This is a genomic window from Bacteroides sp. LFL-34 (assembly GCF_027257075.1).
GTDB classification, from domain to species: domain Bacteria; phylum Bacteroidota; class Bacteroidia; order Bacteroidales; family Bacteroidaceae; genus Bacteroides; species Bacteroides ovatus.
This window is the reverse complement of record NZ_JAPQKZ010000007.1, coordinates 131,772-154,930: the sequence shown is the minus strand read 5'-3', so window position 1 is coordinate 154,930 and position 23,159 is coordinate 131,772. Positions and strand designations below refer to the sequence as shown.

The 23,159-nt window shown below is 42.1% G+C and carries 18 protein-coding genes and 1 pseudogene; 8 read left to right on the top strand and 11 right to left on the bottom strand.

Annotated elements, in window-relative coordinates; all coding sequences use genetic code 11:
- Positions 1-160: 160 nt before the first annotated feature.
- The 3 genes from N5O98_RS06210 to N5O98_RS06200 form a co-directional block, all read right to left on the bottom strand.
- Positions 161-2,443: a GH92 family glycosyl hydrolase gene (locus N5O98_RS06210; RefSeq protein WP_022200093.1), complete on the bottom strand. Its 2,283-nt coding sequence runs from the start codon at positions 2,441-2,443 to the stop codon at positions 161-163.
- Positions 2,444-2,859: 416 nt separating this feature from the next.
- Positions 2,860-3,921, bottom strand: a complete 1,062-nt coding sequence (buk, locus tag N5O98_RS06205) for a butyrate kinase (RefSeq protein ID WP_004306947.1) — start codon at positions 3,919-3,921, stop codon at positions 2,860-2,862.
- Between the two features lie 25 nt (positions 3,922-3,946).
- On the bottom strand, positions 3,947-4,906 hold the full coding sequence (locus tag N5O98_RS06200) for a phosphate acyltransferase (RefSeq protein ID WP_004296252.1): 960 nt from the start codon (positions 4,904-4,906) through the stop codon (positions 3,947-3,949).
- 179 nt (positions 4,907-5,085) lie between these two features.
- Between N5O98_RS06200 and N5O98_RS06195 the strand changes: the two genes are divergently transcribed.
- The 4 genes from N5O98_RS06195 to N5O98_RS06180 all read left to right on the top strand — a co-directional run bounded on the left by N5O98_RS06195 (position 5,086) and on the right by N5O98_RS06180 (position 8,407).
- The gene (locus tag N5O98_RS06195; protein WP_004311942.1) at positions 5,086-5,889 is read left to right on the top strand and encodes a glycoside hydrolase family 16 protein; all 804 of its coding nucleotides are present in this window, start codon (positions 5,086-5,088) and stop codon (positions 5,887-5,889) included.
- 8 nt (positions 5,890-5,897) lie between these two features.
- Positions 5,898-6,806, top strand: a complete 909-nt coding sequence (locus N5O98_RS06190; RefSeq protein WP_004311943.1) for a S66 peptidase family protein — start codon at positions 5,898-5,900, stop codon at positions 6,804-6,806.
- Between the two features lie 70 nt (positions 6,807-6,876).
- Positions 6,877-7,872, top strand: a complete 996-nt coding sequence (locus tag N5O98_RS06185) for a M20 family metallopeptidase (RefSeq protein ID WP_004311944.1) — start codon at positions 6,877-6,879, stop codon at positions 7,870-7,872.
- Between the two features lie 109 nt (positions 7,873-7,981).
- Positions 7,982-8,407 carry a SufE family protein gene (locus tag N5O98_RS06180; RefSeq protein ID WP_004296248.1) on the top strand — a complete coding sequence of 142 codons (426 nt, stop codon included), beginning with the start codon at positions 7,982-7,984 and terminating at the stop codon, positions 8,405-8,407.
- Between the two features lie 13 nt (positions 8,408-8,420).
- Here the strand turns inward: N5O98_RS06180 and N5O98_RS06175 are convergent, their stop codons facing one another.
- The 5 genes and pseudogenes from N5O98_RS06175 to N5O98_RS06155 form a co-directional block, all read right to left on the bottom strand.
- A complete protein-coding gene (locus N5O98_RS06175) occupies positions 8,421-9,200 on the bottom strand; it encodes a CPBP family intramembrane glutamic endopeptidase (RefSeq protein WP_004311945.1) in 780 nt (259 codons plus the stop codon).
- A 102-nt stretch (positions 9,201-9,302) separates the two neighbouring features.
- Entirely contained in the window at positions 9,303-10,250 is a 948-nt protein-coding gene (locus N5O98_RS06170; protein ID WP_004311946.1) for a bifunctional riboflavin kinase/FAD synthetase, read from the bottom strand.
- A gap of 10 nt (positions 10,251-10,260) precedes the next feature.
- A complete protein-coding gene (locus tag N5O98_RS06165) occupies positions 10,261-10,884 on the bottom strand; it encodes an HAD family hydrolase (RefSeq protein WP_004296245.1) in 624 nt (207 codons plus the stop codon).
- Positions 10,874-13,579 (bottom strand): calcium-translocating P-type ATPase, PMCA-type, encoded by a 2,706-nt coding sequence (locus N5O98_RS06160; protein WP_004311947.1) that lies wholly within the window; start codon positions 13,577-13,579, stop codon positions 10,874-10,876. The genes N5O98_RS06165 and N5O98_RS06160 overlap by 11 nt, the downstream gene beginning before the upstream one ends.
- A 90-nt stretch (positions 13,580-13,669) precedes the next feature.
- Positions 13,670-14,846 (bottom strand): annotated as a pseudogene (locus N5O98_RS06155) (sensor histidine kinase).
- 222 nt (positions 14,847-15,068) lie between these two features.
- Between N5O98_RS06155 and rd the strand changes: the two are divergent.
- Together rd and N5O98_RS06145 are read left to right on the top strand one after the other, a co-directional pair.
- Positions 15,069-15,233, top strand: a complete 165-nt coding sequence (rd, locus tag N5O98_RS06150; protein ID WP_004306971.1) for a rubredoxin — start codon at positions 15,069-15,071, stop codon at positions 15,231-15,233.
- Between the two features lie 115 nt (positions 15,234-15,348).
- Positions 15,349-16,071 (top strand): hypothetical protein, encoded by a 723-nt coding sequence (locus N5O98_RS06145; protein ID WP_022200092.1) that lies wholly within the window; start codon positions 15,349-15,351, stop codon positions 16,069-16,071.
- Between the two features lie 89 nt (positions 16,072-16,160).
- Here N5O98_RS06145 and N5O98_RS06140 read toward each other — a convergent pair whose 3' ends face one another.
- Positions 16,161-17,858, bottom strand: coding sequence for a Na/Pi cotransporter family protein (locus tag N5O98_RS06140; RefSeq protein WP_004296240.1), 1,698 nt, complete (start codon positions 17,856-17,858; stop codon positions 16,161-16,163).
- An 82-nt stretch (positions 17,859-17,940) separates the two neighbouring features.
- On the opposite strand from N5O98_RS06140, the gene N5O98_RS06135 reads away from it, so the two are divergent.
- Both N5O98_RS06135 and N5O98_RS06130 read left to right on the top strand, forming a co-directional pair.
- On the top strand, positions 17,941-19,614 hold the full coding sequence (locus N5O98_RS06135; protein WP_004296239.1) for a nucleoside kinase: 1,674 nt from the start codon (positions 17,941-17,943) through the stop codon (positions 19,612-19,614).
- A gap of 217 nt (positions 19,615-19,831) precedes the next feature.
- Positions 19,832-20,233 carry a hypothetical protein gene (locus N5O98_RS06130; RefSeq protein WP_004306977.1) on the top strand — a complete coding sequence of 134 codons (402 nt, stop codon included), beginning with the start codon at positions 19,832-19,834 and terminating at the stop codon, positions 20,231-20,233.
- Between the two features lie 4 nt (positions 20,234-20,237).
- Here the strand turns inward: N5O98_RS06130 and N5O98_RS06125 are convergent, their stop codons facing one another.
- Positions 20,238-21,548 carry an acetylxylan esterase gene (locus N5O98_RS06125; RefSeq protein ID WP_004311952.1) on the bottom strand — a complete coding sequence of 437 codons (1,311 nt, stop codon included), beginning with the start codon at positions 21,546-21,548 and terminating at the stop codon, positions 20,238-20,240.
- A gap of 218 nt (positions 21,549-21,766) precedes the next feature.
- Positions 21,767-23,140 carry an aminopeptidase P family protein gene (locus N5O98_RS06120; RefSeq protein WP_118161254.1) on the bottom strand — a complete coding sequence of 458 codons (1,374 nt, stop codon included), beginning with the start codon at positions 23,138-23,140 and terminating at the stop codon, positions 21,767-21,769.
- Positions 23,141-23,159: the final 19 nt, after the last annotated feature.

The window sequence follows — 23,159 nt, the reverse complement described above, 5'->3', positions numbered from 1 at the left end:
ATTTTTGAAACGTTGATGAATAAGGAGATCACTTTTTCCTTTTAATGAATATCCCTAATAAGTCTTGAAGAATAAAATTTGCCTCTGCTATGGATTCCCATAATAGAGGCAAACTTATCAACATGAGACTTAGTTAAACAGTCTCTTGTTTTTTATGAATTTAACGAATCTTTTTTAGGACTTTAGAGAAGGAGTAAGGAAAGCTTTCCTCTTCCGTTCCTCTGTTTAAATTGGGCTGGCTTCCCATTTGGAAGTTAATGTTTCCTCCTTTTAATAAGTCTTCATGGCGTAGATAGTTCTTTTTATATTCTGTGCCGTTCAGATTCATTGTTTGAATATACATATTCTTCTTGTTGTTATCGGTTGCACGGATGATGAGGCTGTTACCGTTTTCAAGATGTAAGGTTGCTTTTTTAAAAAGAGGAGCTCCAACGACGTATTCGTCGGTTCCCGGACATACGGGGTAAAAACCTAATGCGGAGAAAACATACCATGCCGAAGTCTGCCCATTATCTTCATCTCCACAATATCCGTCAGGGCCCGGTGTGTACATTCTATCCATGACCTGGCGTAGCCAATACTGCGCTTTCCAGGGTTGACCGGCATAGTTGTATAGGTAGATCATGTGTTGGATTGGTTGGTTGCCATGCGCGTAATTCCCCATATTCATGATTGTCATTTCACGAATCTCATGAATAACCTGCCCGTAATAACTCTCATCAAAGACAGGAGGTACGGAAAATACAGAATCCAGCATAGTGATAAACATATCTTTTCCTCCCATTAAGTCAATTAATCCTTGTGGATCGTGGAATACAGACCATGAGTAGTGCCAGCTGTTTCCTTCGGTAAATGCATCTCCCCATTTCAATGGTGAGAATGGAGATTGGAATGTTCCATCTTCATTTTTTCCTCGCATGAGCTTGGAGTCTTTATCGAATACATTCTTATAGTTCATCGCCCGTTTGGCAAAGAGCTGTATTTCTTTTTCCGGTCGCTTTAATTCTTTGGCTAATTGATAGATACACCAGTCATTGTAGGCATATTCCAAAGTTCTGGCTGTGTTTTCATTGATTTTTACGTCATAAGGGACATAGCCTAACTTATTATAATATTCGTATCCGCGTCTTCCTGTGGAAGATACGGTGGGATGTACGTTCTTTGTTCCGTGTATTAACCCTTCGTACAAAGTTTTCACATCTTCTACTTTAATACCTTTTAAATAAGCATCTGCCAGTACGGAAGCCGAATTATTTCCTATCATGCAGTCTCTGTGTCCGGGGCTGGCCCATTCGGGGAAGAATCCGCTTTCTTTGTAGGTATTGATGAGCCCTTCCTGCATTTCTTTATTCATCGACGGATACATCAGATTCAGTAATGGGAAAAGACACCGGAAGGTATCCCAAAATCCGGTGTCGGTAAACATATATCCCGGTAGAACTTGCCCGTTATAAGGGCTGTAATGAACAGGTTTTCCGGCTTCGTCCAGTTCGTAGAATTTTCGGGGGAAAAGTAACGAACGGTATAAGCAGGAGTAGAAAGTGCGGTATTGATCGAGGTTTCCTCCTTCCACTTCGATTTTTCCCAGTACTTGGTTCCATGCTTTCTGTCCCTTTTGTTTTATCTGCTCCAGATTGTCATTTCCTAATTCTTTCATATTTCTTGCAGCCTGTTCGAAGCTGATAAAGTAAGAGGCGATGCGTGCATGTACTTGTTCTCCACGTTGAGTTTTAAAACCTATAATGGCTCCTGCATGGTCAGTTGTCTGTTCGGTTGCATTTTCTTGAATATTTCCATTATTTACAGTGGCTTTATAGGTGAAAGGCTTATTGAATTGAATAATAAAATAGTTCTTGAAGTTTTCGGGAACTCCTCCGCTATTGCGTGTACTATAACCGATAATTTTGTTTTCTTCTGGGATAATCTGAATAAAAGAACCTTTGTCAAATGCATCGACTGCGATATACGAATGTGCGTTTTCCGGGAAAGTGAACCGGAAGAGAACAGCACGTTTGGTCGGAGACATCTCCGTGACAATATCGTATTCGGCCAGATACACCTTGTAGTAATAAGGAGTTGCTTCTTCTCCTTTGTGTCCGAACCAGCTAGCCCGCTTTTCTTCGTCGAATTCAGGTTTACCCACCATCGGCATAATGGAGAACTGTCCGTAATCGTTTATCCATGGGCTGGGCTGATGAGTTTGTTTGAATCCACGGATTTTATTGGCTGTATAGACATATTGCCATCCGTCTCCCATTTTTCCGGTCTGTGGCGTCCAGAAATTCATTCCCCAAGGGCGGGCAATGGCAGGGTAGGTGTTACCTGTTGATAATTCAAAAGATGATTGTGTTCCCATTAACGGATTAACGTATTGTGTCCAGTCTTTGGACTGGGCAAGAAGCGTGCAGCTAAGCACTAAAAATAATAACCAACATTTCTTCATAATTTTCTTTTTGAGTTTATAGCTTGCGAAGTAATCACAGCGTTTTCATGTGTTGCCAATGTTGAATGTTCCAACGGGTTGAGACATGGCAAAGGTATAGCTTCGTGGTTAAGGTCGTGGTTAAAATCGTGGTTAATGCGATGGCTAATAGGCGCTTTTTTTATTAACCCCGCTAAAGAAACTATCGCAAAAGTACTTTTTTACTATGTTATTCAACTATCTATGTGAAATAGACAAATATACCTTACTGTTATTATTTGTATTAGTGTTCTTTTTGGTCGAACCATTTATGTGCTCAAGACTTTATATTAGCAGGCATTGTGAATGATGCTGTACAGTTAGCCGTTTCCAATTAGAAACAGAAACTATCAGATTGCTTGGTGATTGGTAACTGAATAGCCTTTTTGTGCGCCCGCCTATTTATAGATTTGTATCGGCAATTCCCCCTTTAGTGCTCCTATGGCATTAAATGCTAACGACTCCATTTCATTCTCTCCGGGATAAACATAGATGGGAGCCAGGAAAGAGATTCTTTTTTTCAGTCTTGAAATCACATAGTCCGAATAGGCGATACCTCCTGTCAGAAGGATGGCATCTATCTTCCCACAAAGTACGGTGGCACTGGCTCCTATCGCTTTTGCAACATTGTAAATCATGGCATCCAGTATCAGTTCCGCTTTTTTATCTCCTTCTTCGATAGATTGTATAATGGCGGGAACATCGGTTGTACCTAGATGGGCGGTCAGTCCGGCGCGTCCGGAGATACGTTTTTTCAATTCGTCTTTGGTGAGTTGACCGCTAAAACATAGGTCGATCAGTTGACCGGCGGGAAGTGTACCGGCACGTTCCGGTGAGAAAGGACCTTCACCGTCCAATGCATTGTTGGCGTCAATGGCTCGTCCGTGGTGATGGACTGCGACAGAGATGCCACCTCCCAGATGGCAGATAATTAAATCCAGATTTTCGTATTGGGTTCCCTGCTCTTTGGCAAAGCGGCGGGCGATTGCTTTCTGGTTTAATGCATGCCAGATGGTGATCTTCGGCATTAAGGGAGAACCTGTAATGCGTGCTATATCTTCCAGTTCATCCACCACTCCCGGATCAGCAATGAAAGCCGGACAGTCGGGTAATGTGGAGGCCAGTTCGCTGGCAATCAATCCTCCTAAGTTACAAGCATGGGTACGCATAGCATGCACTGTATCACGTTTCATGGCCTCATTTACCTCATACACTCCGCCCGGTATCGGTTTCACTAAACCGCCGCGTCCGATGATTGCATCAAAAGAAAAAGGTATCTTATTGTTTTCCAATTCTTGTAACACCAGGTTTTTCCGGAATTCAAACTGGTCTATCACCTCGGGAAAAGCGGATAGTTCTTCTACAGAATGTTTTATATTACTGACAAACAGCGGAGTTTCATTTTCGTAAACTGCTATTTTAGTAGAAGTAGAACCGGGATTGATAACCAGAATTTTCATGAATAGTAGGCTTTTAGTGGTGAATTTAGAATGATGAGCCGGTGACTTGGCTGACTTGTTTTCTGCATTTGCAATCTCCTGACACTTGTAAGCATGCCATTGCAATGCTGTAATATTTGGACAAGCCGGAATCACTACGCGATGGAAGTACTACAGGGCAAATAGGACCTTGCAGCAATCCTGCCATTTCTGCCTGTGCAAACAAAGAGACGGATTTGTAGAATGCATTACCCGATTCAATGTTCGGGAATATCAAGACATCTGCCTGTCCGTTGATAGGAGATACAATCCCTTTAATATCACCACTTGCTTGTTCGCAGGCAGTACGTACATCCAGCGGGCCGTCAATAATCACATTTCCGAATTCTCCCGCTTCGGCAAGTTCTACGATATTCACATAATCTAGTGAATGAGGGAACTTGGCACTCACTTTTTCTGTGCAGTGAATCAATGCGACACGCGGTTGTTCGATACCAAAGTGACGGCAGGTGCAGATAGCATACCAAATCATTTCTATACGTTGCTGTAAAGTAGGACGCGGAATGACGGCGGCATCCGAGAAGAAAAGCAGTTTATGGTAAGTAGGAATTTCCATTACTGCCAGATGCGTGAGGATTTTCCCTTTCGGTAACAAACCTTTTTCTTTGTCGAGTATGGCATGCAGTAAGTTGTCCGTATTGATAATCCCTTTCATCAAAATATCCGCTCCTCCTTCACGCACAATGCGGACAGCTTCGCGCGCCGCTTCATCCGGATTTTCTATGTGGATGGTTTTTACGTATTCAGGATATTGTTTGAGCGTGGGATATTTCTTCAGAATGGTAGAATCTCCAATCATCAGAAATTCTGCAATCCCTTCTTCCAAAGCACGGGAGATGGCATATTCAGTGTTAGGATCGTTCGCACAGACCACGGCAATTCGTTTTCTATGGTTTAGTTTTTTAAGATGAGCCGTTAACTGGGCAAAATTTAGAATAGGTTCCATAACGTTAGATTTTTAGCAAATATCAGAAAAATGATTGGAAAAATAATGATTATAACCCGAAAAATTACATCCATTATGTAACATTTTGCTATATTTTATTTGTTTTGGCTGTTGGATGTGCATGGAACCGTTTTTTCCTGTATTTTTGCAAATAAATCCCCCAATAAAATAAAAGCACCATGAAACAGTTTAAAAATCTATTATTTCTTAGCTTAATTCTCCTTTGTTGGACGCTTGTTTCCTGTAAAAGCAGCAAGACGTCTTCCGGTTGGTCTTTGATCTGGGAAGAGAACTTTAATCAGAAAAAGAGTTTCGATTCACAGGTCTGGAGCAAGATTCCACGAGGTAAGTCAGACTGGAATAACTATATGACAGACTTTGATTCCTGCTATGCCATGCGTAAAGGCAAACTGGTGTTGAGAGGTATTGCCAATCATACCCAACGCAATGACACTGCCCCTTATTTGACAGGCGGTGTGTATACAAAAGGCAAAAAGGCTTTTACGAACGGGCGTATTGAGATTTGTGCCAAGTTGAATGCGGCGGGAGGAGCATGGCCTGCCATCTGGATGTTGCCTGAAGGAGCGGCATGGCCATCCGGCGGTGAGATTGATATCATGGAACGTTTGAATAACGATTCTATTGCTTATCAGACAGTTCATTCCCATTACACTTATACGCTGGGGATCAAGGATCATCCGGTATCACATTCTACGGGAGTGATTCACCCTGACCGCTACAATATTTTTGCAGTCGAAATGTATCCGGACAGTCTTTCATTTTATGTCAATGATGTACATACGTTTACTTACCCCCGCATACAAACGAAAGAAGAAGGACAATTCCCTTTTACTCAGCCCTTTTATCTGCTGATTGATATGCAGTTGGGAGGTTCGTGGGTGGGAGCAGTCTCTCCCGAGGATCTTCCGGTAGAAATGGAAGTGGACTGGGTGCGTTTTTATCAACGAAAGTCAATAAAATAAGAACATATATGGATATTCAATTTCCTCCCTTTTTGCAGAAAGGTGATAAAGTGGTTATTGTATCACCTTCGAGTAAGATAGACCAACAATTCCTAAAAGGAGCCAAGAAACGGATGGAATCATGGGGCTTGAAAGTGGCTATAGGAAAGCATGCCGGAAGTTCATCCGGAAGATATGCCGGGACAATCAAGCAGCGGCTGAAAGATTTGCAGGATGCGATGGACGACCCTAAAGTGAAGGCTATTCTTTGCAGCCGTGGAGGGTACGGGGCGGTACATTTGATCGATAAAATTGATTTTACGGCCTTTTGTGAACATCCGAAATGGTTACTGGGCTTTAGCGATATAACCGCTTTGCACAATCTGTTTCAGAAAAATGGATATGCTTCCCTTCATTCATTGATGGCACGTCATCTTACGGTGGAACCGGAAGACGATCTTTGTGCGAACTATCTGAAGGATATTCTATTGGGAAATATTCCTTCTTACATGTGCGAGAAGCATAAACTGAACAAGCAGGGGACGGCACAAGGCGTTTTGCATGGCGGTAACATGGCGGTAGCCTACGGTTTGCGTGGCACTCCTTATGATATTCCGGCGGAAGGCACTATACTGTTTATTGAAGATGTTAGCGAACGTCCGCATGCCATCGAACGTATGATGTATAATTTGAAACTGGGGGGCGTGTTAGAAAAACTGTCCGGATTGATTATCGGTCAATTTACAGAATATGAAGAAGACTGTTCGTTGGGCAAGGAACTGTATGCTACTTTGGCAGATTTAGTAAAAGAGTATGATTATCCCGTCTGTTTCAATTTCCCGGTGGGGCATGTGACTCATAATCTCCCGCTTATCAACGGTGCAAAAGTAGAGCTTGTGGTGGGAAAGAAAAATGTGGAACTAAAGTTTATATGTTAATAATCCATTCCATCTGAACGATGCTGTGGTGAAAATGACTAATTTTGAGGCTTTAATAGATAAAAGGACGATGAAAAAGAAAACTATGATAGTATTAATGAGTGCCTTTTTGTTATTATCAGCATTCTCTTGCGGTGGAGGTAACAAGGCAAATAGTACGAGTGAACAAGACGAAAAGACAGTTGTGAATGTACCTCAGTTTGATGCGGATAGTGCTTATTTGTATGTAAAGAATCAGGTAGATTTCGGACCTCGTGTTCCTAACACTAAAGAACATGTTGCCTGTGGCAATTACCTTGCCAGTCAATTAGAGGCTTTCGGTGCTCAAGTGACTAATCAATATGCTGATTTGATTGCTTATGACGGTACGCTGTTGAAAGCGAGAAACATTATCGGTTCTTATAAGCCGGAAAGTAAAAAGAGAATCGCTTTGTTTGCACATTGGGATACACGCCCATGGGCTGATAACGATCCTGACGAGAAGAACCATAAAACTCCGATTCTGGGTGCAAATGATGGTGCCAGTGGGGTAGGAGCTTTGCTCGAAATAGCTCGTCTGGTCAATCAGCAACAACCGGAATTGGGGATTGATATCATTCTGTTGGATGCAGAGGACTATGGTGCGCCACAGTTTTATACAGGAAAGCATAAGGAGGAATTCTGGTGTCTGGGATCGCAGTATTGGGCACGTAATCCTCATGTACAAGGATATAATGCACGTTTTGGTATCCTGCTCGATATGGTAGGAGGTGAAGGCAGTGTGTTTATGAAAGAAGGGTATTCGGAAGAATTTGCTCCGGACATAAATAAGAAGGTTTGGAAAGCGGCAAAGAAAGCGGGTTACGGAAAGACTTTCATGGATGGAAACGGAGGATTTGTAACAGACGACCATCTGTTCATAAATCGTCTGGCACGTATTAAAACGATCGATATCATTCCCTACAATCAGGAAGGTGATTTTACCCCGACATGGCATACTGTCAATGACAATATGGAACATATTGATAAGAATACGTTGAAAGCAGTCGGTCAGACGGTATTGGAAGTGATTTATAATGAGAAATAATAGAATTGAGAAATAATATAATAAGGTGTTGATAGATTGATATGCCGGTTTTAAATACGGCATCTGCTATTCGCACATTGGTATATTGTCTAATTAAATAATTACTATAATGTCAATTAATGAACTACAAGATGAAGTGATTGCGGAATTCAGTGACTTCGACGATTGGATGGACCGTTATCAATTACTTATTGATCTGGGGAATGAGCAGGAACCACTTGAAGAAAAATATAAGACGGAACAAAATCTGATTGAAGGATGCCAGAGCAGGGTATGGCTTCAAGCGGATGATGTGGATGGTAAAATCGTTTTTAAAGCAGAAAGCGATGCTTTGATTGTAAAGGGGATTATTGCCTTGTTGATTAAAGTCTTTTCCGGACATACTCCTGATGAAATCTTAAATGCAGATCTTTATTTTATAGACAAGATCGGACTGAAAGAGCATCTATCGCCAACGCGTAGCAACGGTTTGCTGTCGATGGTAAAACAAATACGAATGTATGCATTAGCATTCAAAGCGAAAGAGGGGAAGTAAAAACTTCCCTTTTTTATTGCTGCTTTTGGGAAGTCAGGTGGTTCATGGTCAGTATGATACCGATAAACAGGAGGATTGACCCGAATAGGACGATGAGATACGGGGTACCGTTAATCAGGTCGTCCATATTTTCTGCTTCGGGGTATTTGATACTAAGATATACTGCTAAGGAGTTATTCAATATATGCATGAGTATACAGGGAATCAGACTGCCGGTTTTATAGTATGTCCATGCCAGCAGGATACCAATCAGAAATGCCGGAAGTATCTGGGCCGGATTGATGTGAAAGACACCGAATAGAAGTGCTGAAATGAGGATGCCTTTCGTCGGGTTGTATTGTTGCAGCAAAGCTTTGGTAATGGCTCCGCGGAACAACAGTTCTTCAAGTACAGGACCGATGATAGCTATTGCAAGAATACCGCCCCAACCGGATTGGAGAATGTCGAAAGATTGCTCCATGATGTTGGGTATCCAGTCTAGCAGTCCCATCAGTGCGGATACCAGAAAACCACCGGTGAGAATAGCTAGTCCGCTACAAATTAGGAATGGAGCTGATACGGGTGACCATGTTGTCTTCTTTTTACTGATATAACCGGCTTTCCATAGATAAATACCCATCATAATCTGTCCGGCTAGTTGTGCCGGGATCATAATCATTTGCGTCAGAGTGACTTTATCCAGATTTCCCGTGGTGACGAACAAATAGATCGTACAGGGAATCATAATCAGGATAGGGGCGACAATCTGTGCAATGAGAAGGTCTATTAATACTAATTTGATAGCCGTTTTCATGGTTTTTTATTTAGTGGTAAAGAAACTATAGATAAACATAGCTAACATGGATATAGCTATTACCACCAAAGAGATGCTCATAAATGACTTTTGCATAAGAATCTATTTTTTAAGAATTGTTTCTGTCTCTTCAGCATCCTTATGGAGCTGTGTTATTAACTCGTCGATACTGGAGAATTTCAGTTCGGGACGTGTCCGTTTAACAAAAGTAAGCCGGATGAATTTATCATATATGTCAGAATGGAAGTGGAGGATATTCACCTCAATCGTCCGGTTCGGACCATTGTCAATCGTCGGGCGGACACCTATATTCAGCATCCCCATATACGTTTTCCCGTCAAATGTTACCCATACGGCATATACGCCATCGGCAGGAATCAGTTTATCGGGATCATCCACCCGTAAATTGGCCGTTGGGAAACCTATCTTTCTGCCTACCTGATAGCCGCCTACTACGATCCCGTCAAGGAAATATTCATATTTCAGACAATGGGCGGCCAGGCTAACTTCTCCTTCATGAAGAAGTTTGCGGATCAGGGAAGAGCTCACCGGAATGTTGGGTTCGTTCCCTATTTCTATATTGCTGGTATACGCTTTGGCGCGAATTACTTCTATGCCAATTTCTTTTCCATAACGTACATAATCCTCGAAACCTTCGCTGCGGTTATGTCCGAAACGATGGTCATAGCCGATAACCAGGTATTTTACCTGATAACGCTCTTTTAGCAACTGTGTCATAAACTCCCGGGCAGTGAGCCGGGAAATTTCCGGAGTGAAATCAAGCATCAGGCAGTAGTCTACCCCGATGTCTGCAAGCAGACTTATTTTTTCTTCGGGGGTAGTCAGAAGTTCCGGATGATACTCCACATTCATCACTTTTCGGGGATGAACGGGAAAAGTAACCAATGCAGAGCGTAGACCTTTGGCGGCGGCTATCTCTTTCACTTGCTGAATCAGATAGCGATGTCCTGCATGTACTCCATCAAAGAAACCGATGGTAGCTACGCAGGGTTCCGGGGTAATTGCCGATGTGTCACGTATAATCTGCATATCTCTAAAATTATTTGAGGTTGAAAAGATGGCTCCAGTCTTCGCCTACTTTCGCTGTATAGGTAGAAATTCCTAAATTTTGGGCTGTCTTACAGTTCATTTCAGAGTCATCAATAAAAAGCGTTTCTTTCGGCTCGATACCGGCATCCTCTATGATTGCCTTGAATATCTCCGGTTCGGGCTTGGCCATTTTCATTTCAAAAGAGAGGTACGTTTTTTCAAAATAATCTTCCACCTTAAAGGTGCGGTAAGGAAACAAATGAGCACATGTCCATTCCCAATGAATTTGGTTGGTATTGCTCAATAAATAGACGACATATTTCTCACGTAATTTTAATAATAAATCCAGTTTTTGTGTGGGTATATCTACCAGGAAACTATTCCAGGCTGCATCTATTTGTTTGTCGCTAACTGCTTTGCCTATCATTTTACGAACTCCGTCACGGAATTCGGCAGGTGTTATCAATCCTTTTTCCTGTTGCATCAGGAGTCCGTCCTGGTTCTGGATATCCAGCAATGCATCCACGTTTTGGAGCCCTAACTTCTGAAAGTGCTCAATGCAACGTTGGCGGTCGAGATTGATAAGTACACCACCCAAATCAATAAGAAGGTTTTTTATTCCTTTACTTTTCATTTCTGTCTTTTTTGTGAATAATACGTTGAACAAGGCGAACAAGTTCTCCAACCCATAACACCGTGGACGAAACGCCTATAATAAGAAGCCAGGTTTGCCAGTCGAGCGGTTCCGTGCGGAATACGGCTCCACCGAATTGTACGATGAGGAATTGTCCGGCAAGAATAGCCAGTACAATAAGCTCCATCCCATACGATTTGGAAAGTCCCTTGAATGCCGAATCGGTAGTACCGAATACACGGGCATTGAACAGATTCCAGAATTGCAGCATGACAAAGAAGGTGAAGAAAATAGTCAGGTTGTGTACATTCATTCCTTGCGTACTGTGGTCGAAATAATAAATCATTCCGAGCAATACGATGAGGAAGATAGAGCCCACACCTATTATATTAGACCGCATTGCCTTACTGATAATAAAATCGGTACTGCGACGAGGTTTCTCAAGCATCACCGTTTCGCTGGGTGGAATAGAGGCAAGAGCCAAAGCGGCAAAAGTATCCATAATCAGGTTCACCCATAACATTTGTGTTACAGTCAGCGGAAGTTCCGTACCGATTACGGAGCCTAGCAGAACGATAAGCAATGCCACAAAGTTAATCGTTAGCTGGAAAACGATGAAACGCTGGATATTCTTATACAGTGAACGTCCCCACATAACAGCGGTTCCGATACTGTTGAAAGAGTCGTCGAGCAATGTAATATCACTAGCCTCTTTGGCTACAGAAGTACCTGTACCCATCGATAAACCTACTTGGGCATGATTCAAAGCCGGAGCGTCATTCGTTCCGTCTCCGGTTACAGCTACCACTGCTCCTTTTTGTTGAAGCAGTTGTACCAGACGTTGTTTGTCTGTCGGACGGGCGCGGGACATGATTTTTAAGTCCATCACTCTGTCCAGTGCTTCTTCATCGCTCAATTCGGCAAATGCGACACCGGTGATTCGATTTCGTTCCGTATCAGTTTCAGGGTTCCAAAGACCTATCTGGCGTGCGATTTCTGTGGCAGTTCCCGGAGTGTCACCGGTCACGATCTTGATGCCGATACCTGCAGACTGACATTTTGCAACCGCAGCAGGTACATCCGGACGAATCGGGTCGGAGATGGCAACTACTCCCAAGAAATTGAGGTCGTTGGCTGAAACTAGTTCCGTGCAATCGTTCGGTTCATTTTCTCCGACAATCTTGAATGCAAATCCAAGTGTACGCATAGCCATATTCTGATAGTTCAACAGTTGTGCTTCCACTGTAGAACGATACTCTACCGCATCCACTTGCCGTCCATCCAGAACAACTTCTTTACACTTACCCAAAACAATTTCAGGAGCTCCTTTTATATAAAGTATTTTTTTGCCGATCAATGGAGATTCAACAAGAGTTGCCATGAATTTCCGTTCGGTAGAGAAGGTGAGTTGATCGAGAACATGAGCTTGTTCGCGGAGTTGCAGGTAATCTCTTCCCTGTTTGTTTAGCCAGAGTAATAAAGCCACTTCGGTTGGATTTCCTACGCCTTTGGGTTTTTCTCCATTGGTTGATTCTTCAAGGAAAGCTGTTGAATTGGCGCTGATTCCTTCTGCGATAAGTGCGCTAATATCGTCATCAGACAAGTCACTGCCATTTTTTATACCATAGAAATTGGGTTCGTGCACTTGCATCAGATTTTGAGTCAGTGTACCGGTTTTATCCGTACAAATCACGGTGATGGCTCCCATTGTTTCGCAAGCATGCATTTTCCGCACCAGATTGTTGGTGGAAAGCATACGACGCATGTTCAATGCCAGACTAAGCGTGACACTCATTGGCAATCCTTCAGGCACAGCTACTACAATCAGCGTAACTGCCATCATAAAATATTTCAGTGTCCGTTCGAAAACCGGAAGCCACTCATGCCATCCGTTCAGCGAACCGAAATCAAAATATAGCACTACATCCTTCACGAAGAAAATAAGGAAAGCCAGACCGGCAACGGTGAAACCTATCTTTCCGATTAGATTTGCGAGTTTGGTGAGCTGTATGTTCAGCGGGGTGGGTTCGAGGTTATCCTCTGTACTCTGCCGGGCTACTTTTCCGATTTCAGTAGCATCTCCCACATGCAGCACGCGCATGGTACCATGTCCATCCACCACTGTAGTGCCACGCATCACCAGATTGGAGGCATAAGTCGCTTCTTCATCAAAATCAGCTTCTACAGTAGTTTTATTAATAACAGGCTCTCCCGTCAGATTGGATTCGTTCACTTGCAGAGAAATAGCTTCCAGCAACTCTCCATCAGCGGGAATTTCTTCACCTGTTTCCAGAATGACGATATCACCTACCACTATGTCTTTACGAGGGATTTCCTGTACGCGTCCGTTTCGGACCACTTTTACCAGAGTTTCTTCATTGACTGCATTCAGCAGATCGAACTTCTTACTGGCATCATATTCGAAGAAGAAACCGATTCCGGTAGCCAATAAGATAGCGGCTATGATTCCGATTGTTTCGGCATATTCGTTTTCGATGATGGAGATAATTAATGAGAAAGCGGCTGCTACTAATAATACACGGACAACCGGGTCTTCAAATTTTTCCAGATAAAGTTTCCAGAGAGAAGGACGCTTGGGGGGCGTTAACAGGTTAATACCATTTTTCTCCCTGCTTTGTAGGACTTCGTCATCAGTAAGTCCTAAATGATAATAGTCATTTTTATTTGTACTCATGCAGATACATGCGTTTAGTTTGAACCGCAAAAATACAACATAAAATTGTGATAGAATGTTTAATTAAAACTTTTTATGAAGTCGAATTTGTTAGCGTGGTTTACCACATGACCGATAAGGAATTGTAAACCAGAATGTAGAGCCTTCACCTTCTACGGAATCCGCTCCGATTTGACCGCCAAGTTTGGCGACAATAGTTTGAGATATGGAAAGTCCCAGTCCGGCTCCTTTTTTATCTTTATTCAGTTTCACGAAACGCTCGAATACATCCGGTAATTTCTCTGCTGGAATTCCGGTTCCGGTATCCTTGACATAAAAGTAAAGCTCGGTATCTCTAGTTTCATAGCCGAGGCGGATGCTACCTTTATGGGTGAACTTAATGGCGTTGCCGGCAAAGTTTGAAAGCACTTGTGCCACCCGGTTCCGATCTGTTTGAATCATGCAGGAAGAACGGGATGATTCCGCTATAATTTGTATATTTCCTCCGGCGTCATCGACTCTCATTTGAAAAAGTTGTTGTAAATCTGAAAGTAACTGATTGACAGTCAACTGTTGTCTGCACAAATTCCAATGTTCCGGCTTCGATTTTTGACATATCGAGAATGTCGTTGACCAGTTGCATCAGGAGGTCGGCATTCATTTTTATGATTTCTTGATATTGGGCCTTTTCCTCTTCTGTAGTTGCACTGCCTAATACCTCTGCAAATCCGGTAATAGCATTGAGAGGGGTACGGATTTCATGGCTCATGTTGGCTAAAAAGGCAGATTTTGAAATATCGGCTTTTTCTGCTTTTTCTTTGGCTAGCCGTAACTCCTTTTCAGCTTGTTTTCGGCGGGTAACATCGTGTACGGTGATTACCATGTTCTCTTCTTCATTCAGAAGGAAGTAAGAACCGGATATTACTGCATCACATTCCACGGTAGTATTATCAGATGTAACTATGGATAAAGTGGCTTCAAGATCCGTGAAGTTTCGTCTCTGTTCGAAGGCTTGTCGTATGGCGGTACGTATCGGGCAAGAGCCGCAGAAACTATGTGTGCCGCAACCTCCTTCGGCTGCCAATGCATTGCGACATTGCAACAAGTCGCCCACTCTTTTCTCTTCTGTTCCTTTTCTGGTTCCGGTTTTTTGGTAATAGTTAGTCTTCAGTACCTTGAAATCATTGTCTATTAATAGGATAAAGGCATGCACATTTTTCAAGATGGCGCCGGCAATATGGCTGGTGCGTTCCAACTTTCTGGATTCACGGAACAATCGTTGTTGCATCCGCAGACATTTCCTACGTTCCAATAAAAAACTGATTAGTAGGACTGCGCATAAAACTATTAAGGTAGACAATAGTGCTATAAGCATAGTATAATATTGTTGTTTTAGCTTGATAATATGACTACAAAGATAGTTTTTTTCTTTAGTTTAAAAATAGTGTTGAACAAATATCTTGCTATTTGTGTTATATTATTTAGAAAACCAATTAAAAATACGAACGTTATGAAAAAGTACATTTGCACGGTCTGTGAATATATTTACGACCCCGAACAAGGAGATCCGGAAAGTGGAATTGAACCAGGAACAGCATTTGAAGATATTCCTGATGATTGGACTTGTCCATTATGTGGAGTCGGAAAAGAAGACTTTGAACCGTACGAAGGATAAAACCAAGAGAGAGAATTATTAAGAGGAGAATGACTGGGTGTATAAATATATACCCGGTCATTTTTTATTTTTATGGTTGGAAATTATTCTGCTGATTATAAATGTGATATCTTTGATGCAAAAATCGGAAGTTATGTATAATAGAGCAACCGTCATAACCGATCTAAGGTATCTATCATACCCTGTAATCTTTGTATTATTGATATTCAGCCTTTTGATGGCTGGTTGTAGCGACGATGAGAATGAAGAGCAACCTCCTGCTCTGGATGTTCCGGATTATAGCACGCTTGTAGTAAAAGATATACAGAATATACCTGCGGACTTCACATTTGACCGGGTTGAGGTGAAAGTGACGGGTGTTGATTGGCAAGTGATTGAGACTCTTAGCTTTCCTTATGAGAACGGGCAAATAGTAATGACACTTCCCACTAGTTTTCCTTCGGAAAAGCTTCAGACAGTAGACCGGCGTAATGGTATGGGTGGTTACTGGACCGGAACCTCAGATGATGCGGACGCTCTTGTGGCGACGTTAGGAGATTTCTTTGTTTTTAATGGAAATAAAAGGGTGGGGCGAATTGCTATTTCCAACTGGTCGGGTAAAGGGTCTTCTGCCGGAAAAGCTACATTGGTGAGTTATCAGTATGCCGACCGTTCTTTTACATTGACAGGCAGTGACAAATCATACTATTATAGTAACTGCTCTTTTAATAAGGGATGGAATATTTTTGCCAATATAAATCCGGCCTCAGAAGGCGGGACTGCAAAAGTGCTTCGTACAACTACTGTTCCGGAATCTACATTGTTCTGGCGTTTGGCTGAATCATACGTATATAATTGATTTTATAAAAGATACTATTAGATATAAAAAGGAGAATCAGGTATGTATTGATACTACTGATTCTCCTTTTTTATTCTTTATTTTATCTGTTAAGAAGCTCTTTTCTCTTTCACATCACTGCTGGCTTCTACTACATTCACTACGTAGTCGCCAAGTTTCTCGCACTCGGCGATAATATCCATGTAGTAAACTCCCATCTGATAATCATATTCTTTGTTGTTCACATCCAGAATATTCTGATTCTTCAGTTGATTACGATAATTATTAATTTCGTTTTCAATGTTGAAGGATTTGTTGATGTCAATGCTCTGATGCTCCGGTTTTTCTACTACCACAATCATTTGGGCAAGTGCATCGTTAGTCAGCTTCATCATGAAATGAATATGCTCATATTGTTTCTCGGTAAAGTCTTGATTAGTCTGACGTTTCCGGTTGATGGTACGTGCCAGATTATAGCAGCTGTCGCCAATACTTTCAATTTCTGTCACTTCACGCAACATGGCGCGTATCTGTAACTTACTTTCAGAACTCAAACGGCCTTCGGATACCTGATTCAGGTAGTTGGCTATTTCAAGTTCCATATTGTCGCTGATATTTTCATATTTCTCTATCCGGCTGAACAGCTTATTGAAATCGTCATCCTTTTCCGTATGCAACAGATCCTGCACCATGCCAAACATCCGGTGGGTACGTTCTGCGAAAAGATGGATTTCCTTACGTGCCTGAAGGATGGAAAGTTCAGCAGTGGAAAGCATACCACCAGTGATAAACCGCAGGCGAGGTTCTTCGTCCTCTTCTTTGGGGTGGATTAAAGCGCATACGGTACGTTCAATCAGTTTTACAGCCCATATCAAGATACATACGTTACAGATATTGAAGATAGAGTGGAAAGCAGATAGCTTGTAGGAAATAGCAACCTCTGGATTACTGCTTTGAAAGAAGGTGTCTACTACCCAGTTTACTAGATCCATGAAAGGATGGAAGACAATCAATACCCAAATGACCCCAAACACGTTAAAAACAAAATGGGCCAATGCTGCCCGCTTAGCCTGTGTGTTGGCTGTAAGTGCGGCAAGATTGGCCGTGATAGTCGTTCCGATGTTTTCTCCCAATACGAGTGCTGCTCCCAGTTCCAGGCTGATCCAGCCGTTGGCACACATAATTAATGTGATTGCCATGGTAGCTGCAGAGGCTTGCACAATCATGGTCAATATTGTACCGATGAGCAAGAACAGAATAATGGAAAAGAATCCCATATCCGTGTAGTTCTGTACGAAGGCAAGCATTTCCGGATTGGCATTCAGGTCGGGGGCGTTTGCTTTCAGATAAGAGAGCCCCATGAAAAGGAAAGAAAAACCAAAAATGAATTCACCGATGGACTTGCGGTTGCTTTTTCCAGAAAAGATGAGCGGGAGGGCAATGGCTAAGAGGGGAAGAGCGAAAGCAGCCATATCGACCTTAAATCCGAAAATTGAAATGATCCAAGCAGTTACAGTAGTACCGATGTTGGCACCCATAATAACGCTGATGGATTCGGCAAGTGTAAGTAACCCGGCATTCACGAAACTAACGACCATCACCGTCGTTGCTGAAGAAGACTGGATAAGGGCTGTAATCAACACTCCTGTTAGAACTCCCGTTACCCGGTTGGTGGTCATTGCCGTTAGAATACTTCGCAATCTATCACCCGCGACCTTTTGTAAGCCCTCGCTCATGATTTTCATTCCGTAGAGGAAGAGTCCCAATGAGCCTATGAGCTTTAAAAAATCATAAAAAGAATATTCCATCTATAATATTTTTAATGGTTATTTGTTCTCAATCTGATTATAAGTATATTAGTCCCAAATTATTCACCTTTTAACGAACTCGATGAAACAGATGTTACAAATATGTTGCAAAAATAACAATAATTCCAAAGAATTCCCTATCGGAAGCTCACTTTTGGATATTTATTACGGTTTTAATCTTAATTTTCCTTATCAAGTAGTGAGTGCCAAGGTCAATAATCGCTCCGAGGGACTTAATTTCAGAGTATATAATAATAAGGATGTAGAGTTTCTGGATGTGAGAGATCAGTCCGGTATGCGTACTTATGTCCGTTCGCTTTGTTTTGTCTTGTTTAAGGCTGTCACGGAACTCTTTCCCGAGGGAAAATTGTTTGTGGAACATCCTGTTTCAAAAGGTTATTTCTGCAATTTGCGGATTGGACGCCCCATTGAACTCGAAGATGTGACGCGTATCAAGCAACGGATGCAGGAGATCATTGCGGAAAATATTCCTTATCACCGCATTGAATGTCATACGGCGGAAGCGGTACGGGTTTTCAGCGAGCGGGGGATGAATGATAAAGTGAGATTACTTGAAACTTCCGGTTCTCTTTATACCTATTATTATACATTGGGTGATACAATTGATTATTATTATGGTAATCTGCTTCCCAGCACCGGATATCTTAAATTGTTCGATATCGTGAAGTATTATGATGGGTTGCTACTCCGGATTCCGAGTCGTGAAAACCCAAGTATGCTCGAAGAAGTTGTGAAGCAGGAGAAGATGCTGGATGTTTTTAAGGAATATCTGAATTGGAGTTATATCATGGGGCTTAATAATGCCGGAGATTTTAATCTTGCCTGTGAAGAAGGACATGCCACTGACTTGATTAATGTGGCGGAAGCATTGCAGGAGAAAAAGATAGCGCAGATAGCCGATACTATCTTCCATCGTGGCGAGAACGGTAACCGGGTAAAACTGGTATTGATTGCCGGCCCGTCTTCTTCGGGAAAGACAACATTCAGCAAACGGCTTTCTATTCAGCTGATGACAAATGGCTTGAAGCCATTCCCGATCTCTTTGGATAATTATTTCGTAGACCGTGAAGAAACCCCTTTGGATGAAAACGGAAACTATGATTATGAATCACTTTATGCGCTCGATCTGGAATTGTTTAATCAACAGCTGCAGGCGCTTCTTCGTGGCGAGGAGGTGGAATTACCACGTTTTAATTTCTCTCTTGGCAAAAAGGAATATAAAGGTGATAAACTGAAAATAGAAGATAATACAATTCTGATTCTGGAAGGTATTCATGCCTTAAATCCGGAACTGACACCGCATATACCAGCCGAACGGAAATTCAAGATTTATGTTTCAGCATTGACTACTATTTCGTTGGATGACCATAACTGGATTCCAACTACTGACAACCGTTTGTTGCGTCGCATCATCCGCGACTTTAATTATCGGGGATATTCTGCACGTGAAACCATATCACGCTGGCCTAGTGTACGTGCCGGTGAAGACAAATGGATATTCCCTTATCAGGAAAATGCTGATGTCATGTTTAATTCAGCGCTACTTTTTGAGTTTGCCGTACTTCGTTTACACGCTGAGCCTATTCTGATGGGTGTTCCGCGTAACTGTCCTGAATATTGTGAAGCCTACCGATTGTTGAAGTTTATCAAATATTTTGTTCCGGTACAGGATAAAGAAATTCCGCCTACTTCTTTGTTGCGTGAATTTTTAGGAGGAAGCAGCTTTAAATATTAAGCAGAAAAATTAGGATATATTCGTGAATTGTGTTTCCTTTGCAGAAAATACAAATAAACCTTTTGTTGTAGTGAAGCAAGGGAACACAAAAATAAACAATATTTGAGTGATATTTAGGGAAAGAATGTTATGGTTGTTATGCAAAACTTTAAAATATTGAACCTTTAATTACTTTTGCTGTTAAGAAGGGACTACATGCAACAAAAAAAATGTGAATATGATTTTTTATAATAGTCTTTTAGCAAAGTGGTTCTTAGGAAAAGGGAAGAAGCACTATTTTATGTTAGGCTGGTTTTTCTTTACCCGCTATAAATATCTGGAAGTCTGGGAAGATATGGAACTCCGAATTCATGCCAGACAGTATTGGGAATGTTTTTCTTTAACCCTGATACCAGCACTTATTTTATCGTTACTGTTTTCATGGTGGTGGATGGTGTTACCATTCGTGACTTATCACATACTTTATTGGTTTGAAAAGATCATCTGTCACCATTCTATCTTTAATTGGGAGGCGATGAAACATTGCGGCGATACGCTTTATCTCAGGAAGAGGAAAGCGTATGCCTGGAAAAAAGGTTACGGGAAAAAAGAATTGCCCGCATCCAGATGGAATGATTAAAACTTCACTTTAAATGCTTCTTTATCCAAAGCAGATGTCCATACTCGGTATCGTTGGAAGTCCAATGCTCATTAATGGGAGTAATCAGTGCTTCTTTCGGACAGTTTAGTACATTGTATACGATGTAGCTGGTTGTCGGAGGACAGGTGTCATCATTGAATCCCCATGTTATATAGGTGTCTGCTTTTATCAATTTAGCAAAGTTCACTACATCATAATAGGCCATTGTCTTTATTTTTTCGGGGGTATCCATATCCACCGAATTTCTAAAGAAATGAGGATAGCCACCGGCACGTCCGGCTTTATAGCCTGCCATATCGCTTAATGCTGGATGATTGGCGACACAGGCTGTCACCCGTTCATCCAGTCCGGCAGCGATCAACGCCAGGGCGCCTCCCTGGCTACCTCCTTGTGCAATTACATTTTTGCCATCCCATTCCGGTAGGGATGTTAAAAAGTCGATGCCACGCACACAGGCCAGATATACCCGTTTCATATAATAATTATCACGACTGTCGAGCCCATTGGTCAGGTAGCCGTTTTCTCTGCCATTGAAAGCGTTGCTGATTTCTTTGAATTCTTCTTCACTCATTTCCGGGTTGAGGCCGTGTATCTCGAATTCAAAACGGATGCATCCTTGTTCCGCATAATATTTATGGCGTAGAGGTTCTTTGATGGTTTTGATTCCTGCTCCCGGAGGGCATAAGACAACCGGGAACTTTCCTTCTTTTTTCGGATAGAATAAATATCCGTAGACGCATTGTCCACGTTTGTTCAGTTGCAATTTTACGAGATAACAGTCTATTTTATCAGTGGAATATTTTTCGACATGTTCTTTGGTATACGTTAGGGGAAACTCCTTTTGTTCCGCTTTAGCCTTTTCCCAAAATTCCTTGAAATCGGAAGGCATGGTTGTATATGGGCGAAGTTTCTCCGGTGAAAATCCTACTTTGATATGATGTGAATAGGTCTTTCCATCTACGGTTGCTTTCAGGCGGCAGTCGCGGAATCCCGGCTCTTTCATTGTGCCCACAGGAATCACCCCCCTGCCATTCTTTAAAGTTATACTTCCTTTTGTATCGGCAACAGGCATCATATCACCGCCAATTTCATAAGTGACGGTTACATTATCCCTGGGGATGCCGTATTTATAGAATTGTACTTCTACAGTTACTTTTTCTCCGGTTTTATAAAGCCAGTCGGCATGATTGGGTACGGTGACCCAAAGCACATCGCTTTTATAAGGATAGTTTTCAGCTACGGCGGACAGTAAGGAAAGTGACAATAGCCATACAGATAAAAGTAGTCTCTTCATGGTGTTATTCATTGTTTTTATATCATTAAAAAGTGAATTATTTTAATTCTGTTGCAATATTACGCAAGATTCGGGAAAAGAAGGGTAGAAAAAATGTGATTTTAGATGGACTATTTGGTACTTTGACAAAAATAGCGGAAGTTTTTCATCCGGATGAAAAGCTTCCGCTATTGATTTTGAATAGAAGAAAGGTTCTTCTTTTATTTTGATGAGGCTTTTTATCTTAAAGCTTCCACCTCTTCCGGTGTCAAAGGAATCTTCTTGCCTAATCGGCGGGCACCGGTTTCTGTAATCAGATAATCTTCCTCATTGCGGATACCACCGAAGTCCTTATAAGTCTCCACTATCTCGTAGTTGATAAAATCGGTAAATTTCTTTTCTGCTTTCCACATGTCGATCAGTTCCGGAATAAAATAAATACCCGGTTCTACCGTGTGTACAAAACCCGGTTCCAATGGAATAGCGAGGCGTTGCGATTTGCGACCGAACTGTGTGCTCTTCGGTTGACCGTTGTAACCTACCCATATCTCTCCCAGATTCTCCATATCATGTACATCCAATCCCATCATGTGACCTAGTCCGTGCGGATAGAACAACGCATGGGCACCTTCGCGTACAGCATCCTCGGTATTTCCTTTCATCAATCCGAGCGTCTTCATACCGTCCACCATGACGCGGGCTGACAGTTCGTATACGTCCATATAAGGAATACCCGGACGGAGAGCCTTTACGGATTCCAGATGCATGGCGTTCTGAATCTCGTATACTTCACGCTGACGGGTGGTGAACTTCTTATCGGCAGGAATGGTAGACGACATATCACCCGCATAACCTGACTCTACTTCTGCACCGGCATCGATTAAGAACAAATCACCCGGCTTCACTTTATTTCCGTGATAATGATTGTGCAGAGTCTGCCCGTTGATAGTGGCAATTGTAGCGAATGATAGCTGGCAGTTATTAGATTCGGCCACCCGGTTCATTTCAGCTACCACTTCATATTCGTACATACTCGGACGAAGTACTTTCATAGCTGTAATATGCATATCGGCAGTTACATCGCAAGCCTTTTCTATTTCTACGATTTCTTCTGCAGATTTATAGTTGCGTTGAGCGATCACGGCACGGATGAATGGAACAGAACCTTCCTGATGTGCGGGAGGAATACCCAGCCAGTCCATCAGTTTCAGTTTATGTTCAGGGCGGTAAGGAGGCAGATAGTGAATTGCTTTCCCTTTCTGTACACACTGATGGAGGTCGCTTACAATGTCAGCAGACGGCATCAGATTTTTTACGCCTACACGTTCGCATTTTTCGTGCAACGTCGGCTGTGATCCCATCCATACGATTGCGTCGATAGACAACTCATCACCAAAGATAATTTCTTTGTCTTCATCTATATCGATAATAGCCGAAAGTCCGGCACATGAAAGTCCGAAATAATAAAGGAAAGTGGAATCCTGACGATAACGGAATGTGTTATCTTCGTAATTCAGTCCGCACTCGTCATTTCCGAGAAATAACAACACTCCGGAGCCTAAGTTCTTTTTTAGCAGGGCTCTCCGCTGCATATACGTTTCTTTGGCAAACATATTGTCCTAGTTTTTAAGT